The sequence below is a fragment of the Caldanaerobacter sp. genome (assembly GCF_049701115.1).
Classification (GTDB): domain Bacteria; phylum Bacillota; class Thermoanaerobacteria; order Thermoanaerobacterales; family Thermoanaerobacteraceae; genus Thermoanaerobacter.
In genome coordinates this window covers 133,811-150,452 of sequence record NZ_JBNATX010000001.1, presented here as the reverse complement: position 1 = coordinate 150,452, position 16,642 = coordinate 133,811, and the positions used below count along the sequence as shown (strand labels likewise).

16 protein-coding genes are annotated in these 16,642 nt (G+C 35.5%); 14 read left to right on the top strand and 2 right to left on the bottom strand.

The window, feature by feature from the left end:
- Position 1: 1 nt before the first annotated feature.
- The 13 genes from ACPLVE_RS00830 to ACPLVE_RS00770 all read left to right on the top strand — a co-directional run bounded on the left by ACPLVE_RS00830 (position 2) and on the right by ACPLVE_RS00770 (position 13,465).
- Positions 2 to 580: a lysophospholipid acyltransferase family protein gene (locus ACPLVE_RS00830; RefSeq protein WP_424608964.1), complete on the top strand. Its 579-nt coding sequence runs from the start codon at positions 2 to 4 to the stop codon at positions 578 to 580.
- A 10-nt stretch (positions 581 to 590) separates the two neighbouring features.
- Positions 591 to 1,448, top strand: coding sequence for a 4-hydroxy-3-methylbut-2-enyl diphosphate reductase (locus ACPLVE_RS00825; RefSeq protein ID WP_424608962.1), 858 nt, complete (start codon positions 591 to 593; stop codon positions 1,446 to 1,448).
- A 2-nt stretch (positions 1,449 to 1,450) separates the two neighbouring features.
- Complete coding sequence (locus tag ACPLVE_RS00820; RefSeq protein WP_424608960.1) at positions 1,451 to 2,545, top strand: 30S ribosomal protein S1; 1,095 nt, start codon at positions 1,451 to 1,453, stop codon at positions 2,543 to 2,545.
- Between the two features lie 144 nt (positions 2,546 to 2,689).
- A complete protein-coding gene (speD, locus tag ACPLVE_RS00815) occupies positions 2,690 to 3,064 on the top strand; it encodes an adenosylmethionine decarboxylase (RefSeq protein ID WP_424608959.1) in 375 nt (124 codons plus the stop codon).
- 73 nt (positions 3,065 to 3,137) lie between these two features.
- Complete coding sequence (locus ACPLVE_RS00810; RefSeq protein ID WP_424608957.1) at positions 3,138 to 3,914, top strand: CheR family methyltransferase; 777 nt, start codon at positions 3,138 to 3,140, stop codon at positions 3,912 to 3,914.
- Positions 3,915 to 3,934: 20 nt separating this feature from the next.
- Positions 3,935 to 5,350: a tRNA (N6-isopentenyl adenosine(37)-C2)-methylthiotransferase MiaB gene (miaB, locus tag ACPLVE_RS00805; protein WP_424608955.1), complete on the top strand. Its 1,416-nt coding sequence runs from the start codon at positions 3,935 to 3,937 to the stop codon at positions 5,348 to 5,350.
- A gap of 62 nt (positions 5,351 to 5,412) precedes the next feature.
- A complete protein-coding gene (gene mutS, locus ACPLVE_RS00800) occupies positions 5,413 to 8,013 on the top strand; it encodes a DNA mismatch repair protein MutS (RefSeq protein ID WP_424608953.1) in 2,601 nt (866 codons plus the stop codon).
- Positions 8,010 to 9,773 carry a DNA mismatch repair endonuclease MutL gene (gene mutL, locus ACPLVE_RS00795; RefSeq protein WP_424608952.1) on the top strand — a complete coding sequence of 588 codons (1,764 nt, stop codon included), beginning with the start codon at positions 8,010 to 8,012 and terminating at the stop codon, positions 9,771 to 9,773. Before mutS ends, mutL begins: the two co-directional genes overlap by 4 nt.
- An 11-nt stretch (positions 9,774 to 9,784) precedes the next feature.
- Positions 9,785 to 10,732 (top strand): tRNA (adenosine(37)-N6)-dimethylallyltransferase MiaA, encoded by a 948-nt coding sequence (gene miaA / locus ACPLVE_RS00790; protein WP_424608950.1) that lies wholly within the window; start codon positions 9,785 to 9,787, stop codon positions 10,730 to 10,732.
- A gap of 43 nt (positions 10,733 to 10,775) precedes the next feature.
- Complete coding sequence (gene hfq / locus ACPLVE_RS00785; protein ID WP_424608948.1) at positions 10,776 to 11,036, top strand: RNA chaperone Hfq; 261 nt, start codon at positions 10,776 to 10,778, stop codon at positions 11,034 to 11,036.
- 71 nt (positions 11,037 to 11,107) lie between these two features.
- Complete coding sequence (gene proC, locus ACPLVE_RS00780) at positions 11,108 to 11,902, top strand: pyrroline-5-carboxylate reductase (protein ID WP_424608946.1); 795 nt, start codon at positions 11,108 to 11,110, stop codon at positions 11,900 to 11,902.
- 1 nt (position 11,903) lies between these two features.
- Positions 11,904 to 12,368: a ribonuclease HI gene (rnhA, locus tag ACPLVE_RS00775; RefSeq protein ID WP_424608944.1), complete on the top strand. Its 465-nt coding sequence runs from the start codon at positions 11,904 to 11,906 to the stop codon at positions 12,366 to 12,368.
- Positions 12,369 to 12,511: 143 nt separating this feature from the next.
- A complete protein-coding gene (locus ACPLVE_RS00770; protein ID WP_424608942.1) occupies positions 12,512 to 13,465 on the top strand; it encodes a tyrosine recombinase XerC in 954 nt (317 codons plus the stop codon).
- On the opposite strand, the gene ACPLVE_RS00765 is transcribed toward ACPLVE_RS00770, so the two are convergent.
- Positions 13,456 to 14,724 carry an aminotransferase class I/II-fold pyridoxal phosphate-dependent enzyme gene (locus tag ACPLVE_RS00765; protein ID WP_424608940.1) on the bottom strand — a complete coding sequence of 423 codons (1,269 nt, stop codon included), beginning with the start codon at positions 14,722 to 14,724 and terminating at the stop codon, positions 13,456 to 13,458. The genes ACPLVE_RS00770 and ACPLVE_RS00765 overlap by 10 nt on opposite strands.
- 151 nt (positions 14,725 to 14,875) lie before the next feature.
- Here ACPLVE_RS00765 and ACPLVE_RS00760 point away from each other — a divergent pair, with 151 nt between their 5' ends.
- Complete coding sequence (locus ACPLVE_RS00760; protein WP_424608938.1) at positions 14,876 to 15,715, top strand: amidohydrolase family protein; 840 nt, start codon at positions 14,876 to 14,878, stop codon at positions 15,713 to 15,715.
- Here ACPLVE_RS00760 and spoVK read toward each other — a convergent pair.
- Positions 15,712 to 16,608: a stage V sporulation protein K gene (gene spoVK, locus ACPLVE_RS00755; protein WP_424608936.1), complete on the bottom strand. Its 897-nt coding sequence runs from the start codon at positions 16,606 to 16,608 to the stop codon at positions 15,712 to 15,714. The two genes, ACPLVE_RS00760 and spoVK, sit on opposite strands and share 4 nt — an antisense overlap.
- Positions 16,609 to 16,642: the final 34 nt, after the last annotated feature.

The window sequence follows — 16,642 nt, the reverse complement described above, 5'->3', positions numbered from 1 at the left end:
CATGTTTTACTATTTTGCTAAGGTTTTAGTGAGGGCAATAATAAAAGTCATATTTCGCATCAAGGTAAAAGGTATAGAAAATATACCTAAAAAAGGACCTGTCATAATATGTCCCAATCATATAAGCCTTCTAGATCCTCCAGTGGTAGGTGCACTTCTTAACAGAAGAATATATTTTATGGCTAAAGAAGAGCTTTTTAGGAATCCTTTTTTAAAACTTCTTTTAGGGACAGGCCTTGGAGCATTTCCTGTAAAGAGAGGTACAGCTGATTTGTCTGCCATAAAAACTGCTTTGAATCATTTAAAAAAAGGAAGAGCAGTGGGGATTTTCCCTGAAGGCACAAGAAGCAAAACAGGAAAGCTTCAAAAGGCAGAGCCAGGAGTTGCGATGTTAGCTATAAAATCAAAGGCCCCTGTTGTACCGGTAGGTATTAAAGGAAAATATGGATTATTCTCTAAAATCACTATAAATATAGGTAAGCCAATAACTTTTGACAAATATTATGACTCAAAGCTGTCTTCTCAGCAGCTGGCAGAGATTGGGGAAGAAATAATGAAAGAAATCGCTAAATTGATTTAGGAGGGACGCAATGAAAATTTTAATTGCCGAGCACGCTGGATTTTGTTTTGGGGTCAAAAGGGCAATTGAAATTGCTTATGAAGAGTTAGGAAAAGGGAAAAAGACAAAACTTTACACACTGGGAGAAATCATCCACAACCCACAGGTGGTTAAAGATTTAGCAAAAAGAGGAGTAGAAGTTTTAGAAGAAAAGGATTTGTACAAACTTTCAAAAGGAGATCGACTAATAATACGAAGCCATGGAATTTCAAAGAAATTGTACAATTTTTTAGAACAAAAAGGTGTTGAGGTAATCGACGTAACTTGTCCTTTTGTTAAAAAGGTTCAAAACATAGTTGAAGAATATTATAAAAAGGGGTATGACATAGTAATCGTGGGTGATAAAAATCATCCAGAGGTTATAGGGGTAAATGGCTGGTGCGACGATAAAGCTTATATAGTAAATTCTGTAGAAGAAGCAGAAAATCTACCTTTTTTTGAAAGGCTGTGTGCTGTTTCTCAAACTACCCTCATTGAAAAACACTGGGAAGAGATATTACAAGTTCTTAGAAGAAAAGCTAAGGAGTTTGTTTACTTCAACACAATTTGTGATGCTACACAAAAGCGTCAGGAAGCGGCAGATGCCCTTTCTAAAAAAGTGGATGTTATGTTTGTAATAGGCGGTAAGCACAGTTCAAATACCCAAAAGTTAAGAAAAATATGTGAAAAAAATTGTAAAAATACCTATCACATAGAAAGTGCAGATGAAATAATGGAGGAAATGATAAAAGAACATGAAGTGATTGGAATAACTGCTGGAGCTTCTACTCCTGACTATGTAATCGATGAAGTCATAAACAAAATCAAATCTATAAAGGGAGAAGGGTAAAAATGAGCGATTTTCTAGAAGGATATCTTTTTAAACCTATAAAGTCTGGAGATATCGTAAAAGGTAGAATAGTAAAAGTGTTGGAGGATGGAGTCATAGCAGACATAGGATATAAAGGGGAAGCTTTTGTACCTAAAAAAGAACTTTCATTAAACCCGGATTTTGATCCTCTCTCTAATTTTCAGGAAGGAGAAGTGATGGATTTATACGTACTCACAGTCGAAAACGAAGAAGGAAATGTCATAGCTTCTAAACTCAAGGCGGAGGAAAGCTTAGGGGAAGAGAAAATTGAAGATGCATATAAAAATAGAGAAATAATAAAGGGAGAAGTAGTAAAGACAGTAAAAGGTGGAGTAATTGCTTATGCTTTAGGCAGAAGGCTTTTTGTACCTGCTTCTCATCTTTCCACAAAAAGGGTCGAAAATCTTGAAGACTATTTGGGAAAAACATTGGATCTTTTAATAATCGAATACATACCCGATAAAAAGATTGTAGCTTCTCACAGGGAAGTAATAAAGCTGGAGGAAGAAAGGAAAAGGTCAGAACTGTTTGAAAAATTAGAAGAAGGGAATATAGTGGAAGGCAAGGTAACAAAGGTCATATCAAAGGGGGCTTTTGTGGATTTAGGGGGGGTAGATGGATTCATACCCATAAGCGAGTTATCTTATGGAAGAATAAAAAACGTGGAGGACGTATTAAAATCAGGAGATAAAGTGTCCGCATATGTACTCAAATTAGATAAAAAAGAAAAAAAGATTACGTTGAGCCTGCGGAAGCTTCTGCCAGACCCATGGGAGAAGGTAAAGGGAAAATATCGTGAGGGGGATGTTTTAAAAGCAAAAATAACGCGGATCATGCCCTTTGGGGTATTTGCAGAGTTAGAACCCGGAGTGGAAGGACTCGTACACAAAAATAATTTAGAGAAGAGTATCAAATCTTACTCTCTTGAGGATATTATAACAGTAGAAGTTTTAGAAGTCTCTTCCGACAGGATAAGCCTTAAAGAAGTGCCTCCTTTTGAAGAAGATTCTACTAATACTCTTGAATATAAGGAACTTACGATCAACTTAGGAGAAATTTTGAAGAAAAATTTTTAGTTATGTCATGTAAAAAGCCTTGACAAAACAAAAAAATCTGATAAAATTAAACTGTCATGTAAAAAGCCTTGACAAAAGAAAAAAATTTGATAAAATTAAAATCATTGAATGGGAACAAAATTTTAGTAAAGGAGGCACGATAAAATGAATGCTTTGGGTCGCCACATTTTGGCAGAAGTTTATGGCTGTGACAGCAGGATTTTAGATGATGTAGAAATGATTGAAGACATCATGGTCCAAGCTGCAATAGCAACAGGAGCAGAAGTCAGAGAAGTGGCTTTTCACAAGTTTAATCCCCAGGGCGTAAGTGGAGTAGTAGTCATATCAGAGTCTCACCTAACCATTCATACCTGGCCAGAACTAGGCTATGCCGCGGTTGACGTATTTACGTGCGGTGACCATGTCAACCCGTGGGATGGCGTTAATTATATAGCGAAAATGTTAAAGGCAGAAAATATGACTGCAACAGAGGTCAAGCGGGGGGTATTTGAGAAACCTGTCAAGGTTGCAAACTTTTAAAATTAAGATTTTTAGTATTAGTATATGTGGCTTTTATAGCCACTTTTTTCTATAATTAGGAGTGAAGATATTTATGGCAGGCTATGAGGAATTTGTTAAAAAAGTGTACAAACTTACAGGAATCGACTTATCCCTCTACAAAGAAAAACAGATGAAGCGACGCTTGGAATCTTTGATATCCAACAAAAAGTTTAAATCTTTTGACGAATATTATAATGCATTGATTAATGATAGAACATTATACGAGGAATTTTTGGACTATATAACTATAAATGTTACAGAATTTTTTAGAAACCCCAATCAGTGGGAAATATTAGAAAAAGATTTGTTGCCTTTGATCGTCAGGAAGGGGTTTAGGGTTTGGAGCGCTGCTTGTTCTACAGGAGAGGAACCCTATTCTATTGCTATGCTTTTGACAAAATTCATAGATTTAAAAGATGTGACGATAATAGCAACTGATATAGATACAAGGGCATTGGAAAAAGCAAAAAGAGGTGTTTATTCTGTAGAAGCTGTCAATAAGATTCCTTATCCGGATTATATAAAAAGATTTTTTAGGAAAATAGACGATAAATATTACCAAATCTCTGAAGAAATAAAAAAGTCGGTCCACTTTGAAAAGCATGACCTCTTAAAGGACGAATACCCAAAAAACATCGATTTACTAATATGCAGAAATGTGCTAATATATTTTAATGATGTAGCTAAAGATAAGGTATATAAAAAATTTTATGAATCCTTGAATGACAATGGCATATTTTTCGTAGGAAGTACGGAGCAGATAATACTGCCTTATAGATATAACTTTGAGCCGGTCAGGACTTTTTTTTACAGGAAGCTCAGGTCGTAAAGTGAGAGGTGCAATTAAAAATGAGAAATGTTTACTATGTATCCGAAGAGGAATTAAAAAAGCAAAGAGAGATAATGGAAGAGATTGCTCGCGAAAATAAAGGAAAAGAATTATACTATCATATTGAAACCTATGGATGTCAGATGAATGTACATGACTCTGAGAAGATTGCAGGTATGTTAGAGGAAATGGGTTATAAATATACAGAAGATTTAGAAAAAACAGATATTTTGCTTTTTAACACCTGTGCCGTGAGAGAACATGCCGAGATAAGGGTATTAGGAAGGGTATCCCAAATAAAAGAGCTAAAAAATAGAAATCCAAACCTTATAATCGGAATATCCGGTTGTATGATGCAGGAAAAACATATAGTAGATGCTATAAAAGAAAAGTATCCCCATGTGGACATTGTATTTGGAACCCATAATATTTACAAATTTCCAGAACTTTTATGGCAGGCTTTAAATTCTCGAGTTCAAGTGATAGATGTGATTGAGGATACTCAAAACGTGATCGAAGGATTACCTGTAAGAAGAGACAGCAATCTTAAAGCGTGGGTAGATATAATTTACGGTTGCAATAATTTCTGCACTTACTGTATAGTTCCCTATACAAGGGGAAGAGAAAAAAGCAGGAAACCTGAAGATATAATTGCTGAAGTGAAAGAATTAGCTGAAAAGGGCTATAAAGAAATCACCCTTTTAGGGCAAAATGTGAATTCATACGGTAAAGACTTGGGCGGGGACATAACCTTTGCGAAACTCCTTTACATGTTAAATGACATAAAAGGCATAGAAAGAATAAGATTTATGACTTCTCATCCAAAGGACATTTCAGATGAATTGATATATGCCATGAGAGATCTTGACAAAGTATGTGAGCACCTCCATCTTCCTGTCCAGGCAGGAAGCAATAAAATTTTAAAAAAAATGCACAGACAATATACAAGAGAACATTATTTAGAGATAATAGACAAGGTAAGAGCCAATATACCGGATATAGCGATTACAACGGATATAATTGTAGGATTCCCTGGCGAAACAGAAGAAGATTTTTTAGAGACCCTTGACTTAGTAGAAAAGGTAAGATTTGATGGAGCTTACACTTTTATGTACTCTAAGAGGTCTGGTACTCCAGCAGCCCGAATGCCAGATCAAGTAGAAGATGAAGTCAAGAAAGAACGTTTGATTAGACTCATAGAGCTCCAGAACAAAATAAGTCTTGAAAAAAGTGCAGAATTAAAAAACAAAGTTGTAGAAGTCCTTGTTGAAGGTATAAGCAAAAGAGATCCAAGTAAACTTACCTCTCGCACCAGGACAAATAAAGTAGTGCATTTTGTTGGAGATAAAAGCCTTATTGGAAAGCTTGCCAATGTAAGGATAACGGAAACAAAAGCCTGGACAATGCAAGGAGAATTAGTAGAAGTTTTAAGATAAAACTGCGCTCTTTATAGGGCGCAGTTTTGTGATATAATAAAGAGGAGTCGGAGGTGCTGAAAATGTCTGTAACCCCAATGATGGAACAATATTTAAAGATAAAAGAAAAATATAAAGATGCTATACTCTTCTTTCGCTTAGGTGATTTTTATGAAATGTTTTACGAGGATGCAGAAATTGCAGCAAAAGAGCTCGAAATTGCTCTTACTGGAAGGGATGCGGGAGGAGAAGAAAGAGCTCCTATGGCAGGAGTTCCATATCACGCAGCAGATTTTTACATTGATAAGCTTGTAAAAAAAGGATACAAAGTTGCTATATGCGAACAACTGGAGGACCCATCAAAAGCAAAGGGTTTGGTAAAAAGAGATGTAGTTAGGATATATACACCAGGTACTATAATAAATCCTGAATCTATGGACGAGAAATCTAACAATTATTTGGTTTCTGTATATAAGGATAAAGACAACTACGGAATTTGTGCTGTGGATGTGACGACAGGGGAACTTTATGCTACAGAACTAAAAAATTGCAGAGACGGTAAGAAAATATATGATGAGATAGTAAAATACAGCCCTTCTGAGATAATTGCTAATGAAGAATTTCTGAAGAACAATAAATATGTAAAAATATTTAGAAACAATAATTCTGCTGTCAATACTTATAAACCTTTAGAGCTCGAGGAAAGCATTGAGATTATTGAGAGACAATTTGAAAAAAAGTTAAATGAACTAAATCTTGAAAACAAAAATTCCTTAATACATTCTCTAGGTGCTCTGCTTTCTTATCTTATGGAGCTTCAGAAAACTACTCTAAAACACATAAATAAACTGACTTTATACCAAGCCGACTCTTACATGGGGCTTGACAGCACTGCAATTCGAAATTTAGAAATTTTGGAGTCTAATAGAAACAAATCGAAAAAAGGTTCTTTGTTAGGAGTCTTAGATAGAACTGTTACCCCAATGGGTGGCAGACTTTTAAAAAAATGGTTGGAAGAACCTTTAATTGATAAAGAGGAGATACAAAAAAGACTTGATGCTGTAGAAGAGCTTTTTAATAATTACAAAGACAGAATGGAATTAAAGGAGCTACTAAACAAAGTTTACGATCTGGAAAGACTGGCAAGCAAAATAGTTTATCAAAGCGCTACGCCTAAAGACTTTATTTCTATAAAACTTTCTTTAGAAAAATTACCAGAAATTAAAAACATTTTGTCCAGGTTTTCATCTGGCCTTTTAAAGGAAATCTACTATAAATTAGATGTTTTACAAGATGTATATGAACTTATAGATCGTTCTATAAAAGACGATCCTTCAAATCAGCTAAAAGAAGGAAATATAATTAAAGATGGATACAATGAAATGGTGGATAAATTGAGGAAAGCGTCAACTGAAGGTAAAAACTGGATTGCAAATTTAGAAGCAGAAGAAAGAGAAAAAACAGGGATTAAAAATTTGAGGATTGGTTATAACAAAGTGTTTGGATATTATATAGAAGTTACAAAATCAAATATACCGCAAGTACCGGAAAGGTATATAAGAAAGCAGACTCTAGCCAATGCAGAAAGATACGTGACTCCAGAGCTCAAAGAAATCGAAGAAACCATATTGGGCGCTGAAGAAAAGCTGATTGAGCTGGAATATGAGCTTTTCAATGAAATAAGGGAAAAAGTAGAACTTCAAATAGTGAGAATTCAAAATACCGCCAAATACATAGCTATAATAGATGTTTTAATAGCCTTTGCTGAGGTATCTGAGATAAACAAATATATAAAACCGATTATTGATTATGAAGACAGAATTATCATAAAAGAAGGGCGGCACCCGGTAGTTGAAACAATTTCTGAGGAAGGATTTGTAGCTAATGATATAGATATAGGCCCGGAAAATCCTATAATGATAATAACAGGACCTAATATGGCAGGAAAATCAACTTACATGAGACAAATAGCTCTTATAGTGCTAATGGCCCAGATAGGATGTTTTGTGCCAGCCTCTTATGCTAAAATAGGAATAGTAGATAAAATATTTACAAGGGTTGGAGCTTCTGACGATATATTTGCAGGTCAGAGTACTTTTATGGTAGAAATGTCCGAAGTAGCTAACATTCTCAGTTCTGCTACAAGTAAAAGTTTGATAATTTTAGATGAAGTAGGAAGAGGTACCAGCACTTACGATGGAATGAGTATTGCTCAAGCTGTGATTGAATACATACATGAAAAAATCGGTGCTAAGACTTTGTTTGCTACTCACTATCACGAACTTACCAAGTTGGAAGGGAAGTTAAAGGGTGTAAGAAATTTCAATGTTTCAGTAGAAGAGAGAAAAGACGACATAATATTTCTGCACAAAATAGTTCCAGGGGGTTCTGATAAAAGTTATGGAATCCAAGTTTCAAAATTGGCAGGGTTGCCTTACAGTATAATTGAGAGGGCCAAAGAAATTCTTGAGACTCTAGAAAGAGATAGATCAGTAAAAAATGATATGGAAGAGGCCATCCCTCGATTTGCATTTACACAGATAGACATTTTTTCTTCAGCGAAAGATGCCCTTATCAATGAAATTGCAACTTGTGATCCTGACAATATGACACCTCTTGAAGCCCTCACATATTTATATAAACTCAAGGAAAAAGCAGCCTCTCTAAGGAGCGGAGTGTTATGAATAAAATTCATCTTCTTGATGAAAGCATCGTAAATAAAATTGCGGCTGGCGAGGTGGTGGAAAGGCCTGCTTCAATTGTAAAGGAGTTGGTAGAAAATTCGATTGACGCAGGAAGTAAAAACATTACAGTAGAGATTATAGAGGGGGGTATACCCTATATAAAAGTAACAGATGATGGATGTGGAATGAATGAAATAGATGCTGTTTTGGCCTTTGAAAGGCATGCAACAAGTAAAATTAAAACTGATGAAGACCTTTTTAATATAACTAGTTTAGGTTTCAGAGGAGAAGCTTTGGCAAGTATTGCGGCTGTTTCAAAGGTAGAACTTAAAACACGAGAAGAAAATGAAACTTTTGGGACGAGATTGGTAGTAGAGGGCGGCAAAATACTGGAGAAAAGCAAATGTGGTTGCCAGAAAGGTACGTCCGTTGAAGTAAAAGAAGTGTTTTTTAACACACCTGCAAGACGAAAATTTCTAAAAAGGCCTGCTACAGAAGCCATGTACGTAACAGAGGTAATCACTAGACTGAGCCTTTCAAATCCAGATACATCCTTTAAGTACATTAAAGATGGAAAAGTTCAATTTATAACTTCTGGTAGCGGAAGCATAGAAGACGTAATTTTAAGGCTTTTTGGTAGAGAAGTGCATTCAGCATTGATTTTTTCAGAATCTGAGACAGAAGATATAAGGGTCAAGCTATTTGCAACAAAAAATTTCCTAAATTATTCGAATAGAAACATGCAGTTTTTCTATGTAAACGGCAGATATGTAAGAAATAAAACCTTATCGGCGGCTGTGGATGAGGCTTTTAAGACATACGTGCCTTCTGACAGGTATCCAGGAATATTTTTGTACGTTGAAGTAAATCCCCGCTTTATAGACGTCAATATACATCCTTCAAAACTTGAAGTAAAATTTTCTGATGACAAAAAAGTCTTCGAAGCTGTTTATAAAACTATAAGACAGGCTTTAAAATCAAGTGAGCTGATACCGGAAATAAAGCTTGGAAAAACTTCAAAAGTCGAAGAAAAACCCTCTGGTGAGCAGGTAAAGCTTTCTTTGCCTCTTTATGAAGAAAAGAGAGAAGAAAGAAGCCCGCTTTTCATAAAAGAAGACAAGGAGGAGGTAGAACAAGCAGATACTAAAATAAAAGAGTACCTTCCTGAGGAGAAGACTTTTAGAAAATTGAAAGATATCAAAATAGTTGGGACACTTTTTTCCACCTATATAATAGTAGAGAAGGATGATGTATTTTATATAATTGACCAACATGCTGCTCATGAGAGAATACTGTACGAAAAACTTACATCTAAATATGAAAAAGTACAGTCAAGACAGGTGACTTTACCAATTGTAGTCGAATTGCAGCCCGGCGATATGGAAGTTGTAAATCAGGAAAGAGAACTTTTGTACAAGCTCGGGTATGTTTTTGAGGAATTTGGGAATAATTCTGTTGTGTTAAGGGAAGTTCCTGTTATTTTAGGTCAACCCGAGGCAAAAAAGTTATTTGTCGAAGTGGTAGAAAGACTGAGAGATAAGGATTTTTCAAATAGACTTTCTTTTAAGGAAGAAGAAATTGCGACAATGGCTTGTAAAGCTGCGGTAAAGGCTATGGATGTTCTTTCAGAAGAAGAAATTTATAGACTTTTTGATGACTTAAAGATTGCTGAAAATCCTTATACCTGCCCTCATGGAAGACCTGTTGTTATTTCGATGACAAAAACACAGCTTGAAAAGATGTTTAAGCGAATAAAGTAAGGGTGATAAAATTGGCTATTCAGATCGTTCTAATTGTGGGACCTACGGCTACAGGAAAATCAAAATTAGCTGTGGATGTGGCAAAAAGATTTAATGGAGAAATTATCTCTGCTGATTCTATGCAAATTTATAAATACATGGATATTGGCACTGCAAAGATCACAAAAGAAGAAATGCAGGGGATACCCCATTACATGATTGACATAGTAGAACCCAATCAAGAATTCAGTGTGGCAGAATATGAAAGAAGAGCAAAAGCCATTATAAAAGACATTCACGAACGAGGAAAACTCCCAATAATAGTAGGGGGGACAGGACTTTATATAAATTCTATCGTTTACATCATGAATTTTTCTGATTTTGAGGGTAGTAGAGAATTCAGAGAAAAAATGAAAAAAATTGCAGAGGTTTACGGGACAGGTTTTTTATACGAGAAATTAAAAGTTACTGACCCAGAAGCTGCGAGAAAAATTCATCCCAATGACCTTAGAAGAATTATAAGGGCTTTGGAAGTATACGAGTTTACTGGTAAGCCTATTTCTCATTACCAGAAGGTCAGCGGAATGAGAAAAAATCCTGAGTACGATCCTATAATGATAGGATTAAACTATAAAAATAGGCAGCTTTTGTACGAAAAAATTAATAGAAGAGTAGATGAGATGATAAAAAATAATTTGGTCGAAGAAGTGGTAAACTTACTAAAAATCGGGTATAATAAATATGGTACATCTATGCAGGCTTTAGGTTACAAAGAAATTGTCGAGTATTTAAATGGAGAAATTTCTTTAGAAGAAGCCATAGAAAAAATTAAAAAAGGAACGAGGAGGTATGCAAAAAGGCAGATCACATGGTTTAAATCCTATGATTTTATTAAATGGTTTTTTGTAGATGACTACAAAAGCTATGAGGAACTTAGAGAAAATATTTTTGAGTACTTGGCAGGAAAATTGAAATTTTGATAGAATATAACTAAATGATACATATTAAAGAAGGGGGATAAAGATGGCAAGTTCAAAAGCAGCTATTAATTTACAAGACATCTTTTTAAATCAGGTTAGAAAGGAGCACGTGCCGGTCACAGTATATTTGGTGAATGGATTTCAGCTTAAAGGCACCGTAAAAGGATTTGACAATTTTACTGTAGTATTAGAGTCTGAAAGCAAACAACAACTTTTGATTTACAAACATGCTATTTCTACAATTTCTCCTCAAAAGCCCGTCATCTTTTCTGGTACTGAGAAAGATGATAAAAAGGAGGAGTAAATTCAAAAAAACAGTATTAGGATAGGCTAATACTGTTTTTTTGAAATAATTTAAAAACAGGGGAGTTAAAAATGAAGATTGGTTTTATAGGCGCTGGAAACATGGGAATGGCTCTCATAAAGGGGATTTTGAGGTCAGACCTTGTTGAAGCAGAGGATTTAATACTTTTTGACCCTGTAAGAGAAAAAATAGAAGGTTTAGAAAGAGAATTCGGAACAACAACGGCTAAAAATAATTTAGAAGTAACAGAAATTGCAAATGTAGTGGTGGTAGCGGTAAAGCCAAACATCTACGATAATGTGCTTAAAGAAATCAGAGAAAAGGTGACAGATGATAAAATAATAATCACAATAGCTCCTGGAATAACCATAGAACACGTAAAAAACCTCCTTGGTAAGGGGAAAATAGTGAGGACTATTCCAAATACCCCTGCGTTAATTGGAGAAGGTATAACGGCCATTACATATTCCGAAGAAGTAAAAGAAGAAGACAAAGAACTTGTGCGAAAGATTTTTAGCACTTGTGGAGAAATAGTGGAGATAGAAGAAAAGTTAATAGATGTGGCAATGGCCGTGTCAAGTTGCAGCCCAGCCTTCGTATACATGTTTATAGAAGCCTTAGCAGACGGAGGAGTCCTGCTGGGATTGCCAAGAGATGTAGCTTATAAACTGGCTTCTAAAGCGGTATCTGGAGCGGGAAGCATGGTATTTAAGACAGGCTTTCATCCAGGACAGTTAAAAGACATGGTCACTTCTCCGGGAGGAACTACTATAGAAGGCATAAGGGTTTTAGAAAAAAATGGTATGAGAAGTTCGGTGATTGAGGCGGTAATTGCGGCCTATGAAAAGTCAAAAGGATTGAAATGAAATGAATAAGGATGAAATAGTAGAAATCTATACGGATGGAGCCTGTAGTGGTAATCCTGGACCCGGTGGCTGGGCAGCAGTTTTAATTTATAAAGGAGTAAAAAAAGAGATATCAGGATATGAGGAAAACACTACAAATAACAGAATGGAGTTAAAAGCGGCTATTGAAGGTTTAAAAGCCTTAAAAAGGCCTTCTAAAGTAAATTTATATAGTGACAGCAGTTATTTAATAAATGCCTTTAATGAGGGATGGATTGAAAGGTGGCAAAAAAATAATTGGCTCAAATCCGATAAAACTCCGGTGGAAAATCAGGACTTATGGAAAGAATTATTGGAGGTTTCTAAACCACATCAAATAAACTGGATTAAGGTCAAAGGTCATTCGGATAATGAGTACAATAATCTCTGTGATAGATTAGCCACAGAGCAAATTAAAAAACGTCAAAAAGAGGGTCCCAAGCTGTAGTGCGAGGGATTCTCTTTTAATTTAATGCTTGATTTTTCCTTTGATGTGTGATACCATAGATATGTAATTATACGAAATAGATATTTCGTATAATTAGATGCTGGGTTGTAAAGATTGGAGTATAAAGAAAGGAGTTTTTATTTATGGAAGCTTTAAAATATCCCCCTGTGTTAGAAGAGTTCCTTAACTATTTCTCCACTGTAAAAGCCCGGTCACCTAATACCATAAAAGCTTATACATATGACCTTGTCCTGTTTTTTCGCTTTTTAAAGAAAAGGCGTGGTCTTGTGGCAGATGACATTCCTTTTGATGAAATAGATATTTCTGACGTGGACATCGATCTTATAGAATCGGTTGATTTAAATGACCTTTATGCCTATTTATCTTTTGTAACTAATGAAAGGGCCAACACCCCCCCTGCCCGAGCTCGAAAAGTAGCTAGTTTGAGGTCTTTTTACAATTACCTTCATAGAAAGGCAAAAGTTATAAATAAAAACCCTACGCAAGAATTAGAATCTCCAAAGCTTTCTGTAAGACATCCTATTTATCTTACTTTGGAAGAAAGTAAAAAGCTTTTAAACTCTATAGATGGACCTTTTAAAGAGCGGGATTATGCGATAATAACCTTATTTTTAAACTGCGGATTAAGAGTATCAGAACTTGTAAATATAAACCTTGACGACATAAAAGAAGATAAATTGACTGTCATAGGAAAAGGAAATAAACAAAGGACTATATATCTAAATGAAGCTTGTGTAAGGGCTATAAATGATTATCTAAAAGTGAGGCCAAAAGAGGCCGTAAAAGACAAGAAGGCTCTTTTTTTGAGCAAGCGATTAAAGAGAATAAGCGTAAAAACTGTACAATACTTAGTCAAAAAGCATATAAAACAGGCTAATCTGGAGGGCAAAAAATACTCTGCTCACAAGTTACGCCATACAGCTGCTACTCTGATGTACAGGTACGGGAATGTAGACATACGCACATTGCAAAAGCTCTTGGGTCATTCCAACGTTTCAACCACGCAGATCTACACTCACGTGGATGATTCACAACTTAGGGAAGCCGTGAATAAAAATCCTTTGTCTCAAGAATAGATTTTTTCTAGGGCGATGGATAAAGCTAATTTAATCTGGGGATAAATCAAGCCTCCCTGTACATAAGCGATGTAAGGTTCTCTAATAGGAGCATCAGCACTTAATTCTATAGAAGATCCTTGAATAAATCCCCCTGCTGCCATGATTACTTTGTCCTGGTAACCTGGCATATCCCATGGTTCTGGAATTACATGGGAATCGACGTAAGAACCTAGTTGTATTCCCTGGATAAAAGATACAAGTTCCTTCTCTGTTTTAAACTTTATAGCTTGAACTATATCAGTTCTTTTTTCATTATACTTTGGAAGCACATCATAGCCTAAATCTGCCATGACCTTTGAAATAAGGACAGCACCTTTTAGAGCTTCTCCGACCACTTTTGGAGCAAAGAAAAGCCCCTGAAGTATAAGCCTATTTAGCCCCAGAGAAGGGCCGACTTCTTTTCCTATTCCTGGGGCATAAAGTTTGTAGGAGGCATTTTCCACAAACTCTTTTTTACCCACTACGTATCCTCCTGTGGGGGCAATCCCTCCTCCTATATTCTTTATAAGAGAACCCGCTACAATATCAGCACCTACCTCTGTAGGTTCTTTTTTTTCGGTGAATTCGCCGTAGCAGTTATCCACAAAAACTATGACTTCTTCTTTAACTTTTTTTATTTCCTCTATCACTTTTCCTATTTCTTCTACAGTAAAAGATTTTCTGTAATCGTACCCTTTTGACCTCTGAATCAATACCATTTTTGTTTTTGAAGTTATGGCTTTTTTTACACTTTTTACGTCTATTTCCCCATTTTCAAGAAGAGGAATCTCCTTATAGATTATTCCGTATTCTCTAAGACTTCCTCTGCCCTCTCCTTTTATACCTATAACCTCATCCAATGTATCGTAAGGCCTACCTGAGGCCGAAATTAGCTCTTCATTCGGTTTTAGATTGCCGAATAGTACAATTGATATAGCATGGGTTCCAGAAACGATCTGAGGCCTTACTAAGGCGTCTTCTGCTGCAAAAATACCTGCGTATATTTTTTCTATGACATCCCTTCCAATGTCTCCATATCCGTATCCTGTTGTACCATTAAAATGGGCATCACTTAATCTATTTTTTTGAAAATGATATATTACTTTGTATTGGTTATATTCAGCAATTTCATCGATTTTTCTAAATTCATCTAAACAAGCTTTTTCGGCTTTCTCTATTAATTCGAGAACTTTTGAAGAAATGCCGAATTTATCTTTTAAAAATTCCTGAGATGTCATTTTTATCAACCTCTCTTTGGTTTTAAAATTCGCAATCAATACTATTATAGCACCTGAAAAAGTTTCTGAAAACAAAGAAGGAGTGGTATAATTTACTTATGGGCAATGTTGAGGAACAAAATAAAAATTAGTGAAATAAAGGAGGCACAATATGAGAATCGATTTTCATGTGCATATACTTCCTCCAGAGTTTATAAAAAATATCGACAAGAATATAGAAAGAGATGCACACTTCAAATTATTGCATTCTACTCCTAAGGCAAAGTTTGCAACAGCAGAGGATGTATTGGAAGAAATGAAGAAGGCTAACATAGATAAGGCAGTAGTATTTGGATTTTCTTGTTTGGACATGGGACTTGCAAGGGAGTTTAATGACTATATAATAGATGTTGTAAAAAGATATGAAGACAAATTTATTGGATTTGCTGTAGTCCCTTTAAACCATAAAGACACGGAAAAAGAGCTTATAAGATGCGTAGAAAAGGGATTAAAAGGAGTCGGAGAAATAATTCCAGAGGCTGTGAGGGTAGATATAAGCAGGCAAGAAGAAGTAGGTAAATTCGCTTCTATATGCCGGGAATTGAATCTGCCAATATTGATGCACGTAAACGAACTCGTAGGCCATTATTACCCCGGAAAGGGCAGAATGGGACCTGAACATGCATATCTTTTTGCTTTAAACAATCCAAATAACGTTATAATTTACGCCCACTGGGGGGGAGGTCTTCTCTTTTATGAGCTAATGCCAGAAGTAAGAGATACCTTAAAAAATGTTTACTATGATACTGCCGCATCTTTATATCTTTATTCTCCACAGATATATGAAGTAACAGAGAAAATAGGAATAGAGAATAAAATTCTCTTTGGGAGTGACTTTCCTCTCATCTCTCCCCTGCGCTATTATAGAGAATGGGATAAGATAAATCTTGCTCAAGAACTAAAAATAAAAATTGAAGGCGAAAATGCTTATAAACTTCTTTTTAAAGGCTAATCTTCACGTATATCAATGCTGTCTATAGTTATCAAATCTTCTTTCGTTATGTTTACTTTGTTTAAAACCCTTACAGCTTGCTTTCGTATTGCCTTTTCGATCAAATTTCGAACCATTCGAGCATTTCCCATTTCTCTGGAAGCATCATTTTTTATAAGTATCTTCATAAGTTTTTTCTTTGCACTTTCTGTGAGCTTGTACTGCCTGTTTTTTACCATAACTTCAGCAATCTGAAGTAATTCCTCTATTGTGTAATCTGGAAAGTCAATCTGTATAGGGAATCTAGATCTTAAGCCAGGATTTGTGTTTAAAAAATATTCCATTTCATATTTGTAGCCTGCCAAGATTAAAACAAATTTATTTCTATTGTCTTCCATCTCCTTTACCAGAGTGTCGATGGCTTCTTTGCCAAAGTCTTTTTCTCCACCTCTCGCCAAGGAGTACGCCTCATCCACAAAGAGAATACCTCCAAGAGCTTTTTTCACATTTTCTCTTACCCTGTGAGCCGTGTGCCCTATGTACTCTCCAACAAGGTCTGCCCTTTCTACTTCTACCACATGGCCCTTTTCCAGCACCCCTATCCCTCTTAAGAGTTTTCCTAAAATTCTTGCTACAGTAGTTTTACCAGTACCGGGATTCCCTTTAAAAATCATGTGAAGAACTACAGGGTCAGTAGCAAGCCCTTCTTTTTTCCTCTTTGTTTGAAGTTGAGAAAAAGCATAAATCTCATATATAATCTCTTTTACTTTTTGTAGTCCGATAAGAGAATTTAACTCTTTTAAAGCTTCCTCCTGAAGTCTTTTCTCATCATTTTGTTCAAATTCTTTAGAAGTACCATTTTCCCCTCTCTTATCGATCCTATAACCTTCAAAGAATATAGGCCATATTCCCATATTACACCACATCCCAATATCATTTTCAGTTTAT

Excerpts from the sequence above, each read along its gene's own strand:
- ACPLVE_RS00830 (WP_424608964.1), top strand. The coding sequence starts at position 2 with ATGTTTTACTATTTTGCTAAGGTTTTAGTGAGGGCAATAATAAAAGTC.
- ACPLVE_RS00825 (WP_424608962.1), top strand. The coding sequence starts at position 591 with ATGAAAATTTTAATTGCCGAGCACGCTGGATTTTGTTTTGGGGTCAAA.
- ACPLVE_RS00820 (WP_424608960.1), top strand. The coding sequence starts at position 1,451 with ATGAGCGATTTTCTAGAAGGATATCTTTTTAAACCTATAAAGTCTGGA.
- speD (WP_424608959.1), top strand. The coding sequence starts at position 2,690 with ATGAATGCTTTGGGTCGCCACATTTTGGCAGAAGTTTATGGCTGTGAC.
- ACPLVE_RS00810 (WP_424608957.1), top strand. The coding sequence starts at position 3,138 with ATGGCAGGCTATGAGGAATTTGTTAAAAAAGTGTACAAACTTACAGGA.
- miaB (WP_424608955.1), top strand. The coding sequence starts at position 3,935 with ATGAGAAATGTTTACTATGTATCCGAAGAGGAATTAAAAAAGCAAAGA.
- mutS (WP_424608953.1), top strand. The coding sequence starts at position 5,413 with ATGTCTGTAACCCCAATGATGGAACAATATTTAAAGATAAAAGAAAAA.
- mutL (WP_424608952.1), top strand. The coding sequence starts at position 8,010 with ATGAATAAAATTCATCTTCTTGATGAAAGCATCGTAAATAAAATTGCG.
- hfq (WP_424608948.1), top strand. The coding sequence starts at position 10,776 with ATGGCAAGTTCAAAAGCAGCTATTAATTTACAAGACATCTTTTTAAAT.
- proC (WP_424608946.1), top strand. The coding sequence starts at position 11,108 with ATGAAGATTGGTTTTATAGGCGCTGGAAACATGGGAATGGCTCTCATA.
- rnhA (WP_424608944.1), top strand. The coding sequence starts at position 11,904 with ATGAATAAGGATGAAATAGTAGAAATCTATACGGATGGAGCCTGTAGT.
- ACPLVE_RS00770 (WP_424608942.1), top strand. The coding sequence starts at position 12,512 with ATGGAAGCTTTAAAATATCCCCCTGTGTTAGAAGAGTTCCTTAACTAT.
- ACPLVE_RS00765 (WP_424608940.1), bottom strand. The coding sequence starts at position 14,724 with ATGACATCTCAGGAATTTTTAAAAGATAAATTCGGCATTTCTTCAAAA.
- ACPLVE_RS00760 (WP_424608938.1), top strand. The coding sequence starts at position 14,876 with ATGAGAATCGATTTTCATGTGCATATACTTCCTCCAGAGTTTATAAAA.
- spoVK (WP_424608936.1), bottom strand. The coding sequence starts at position 16,608 with ATGGGAATATGGCCTATATTCTTTGAAGGTTATAGGATCGATAAGAGA.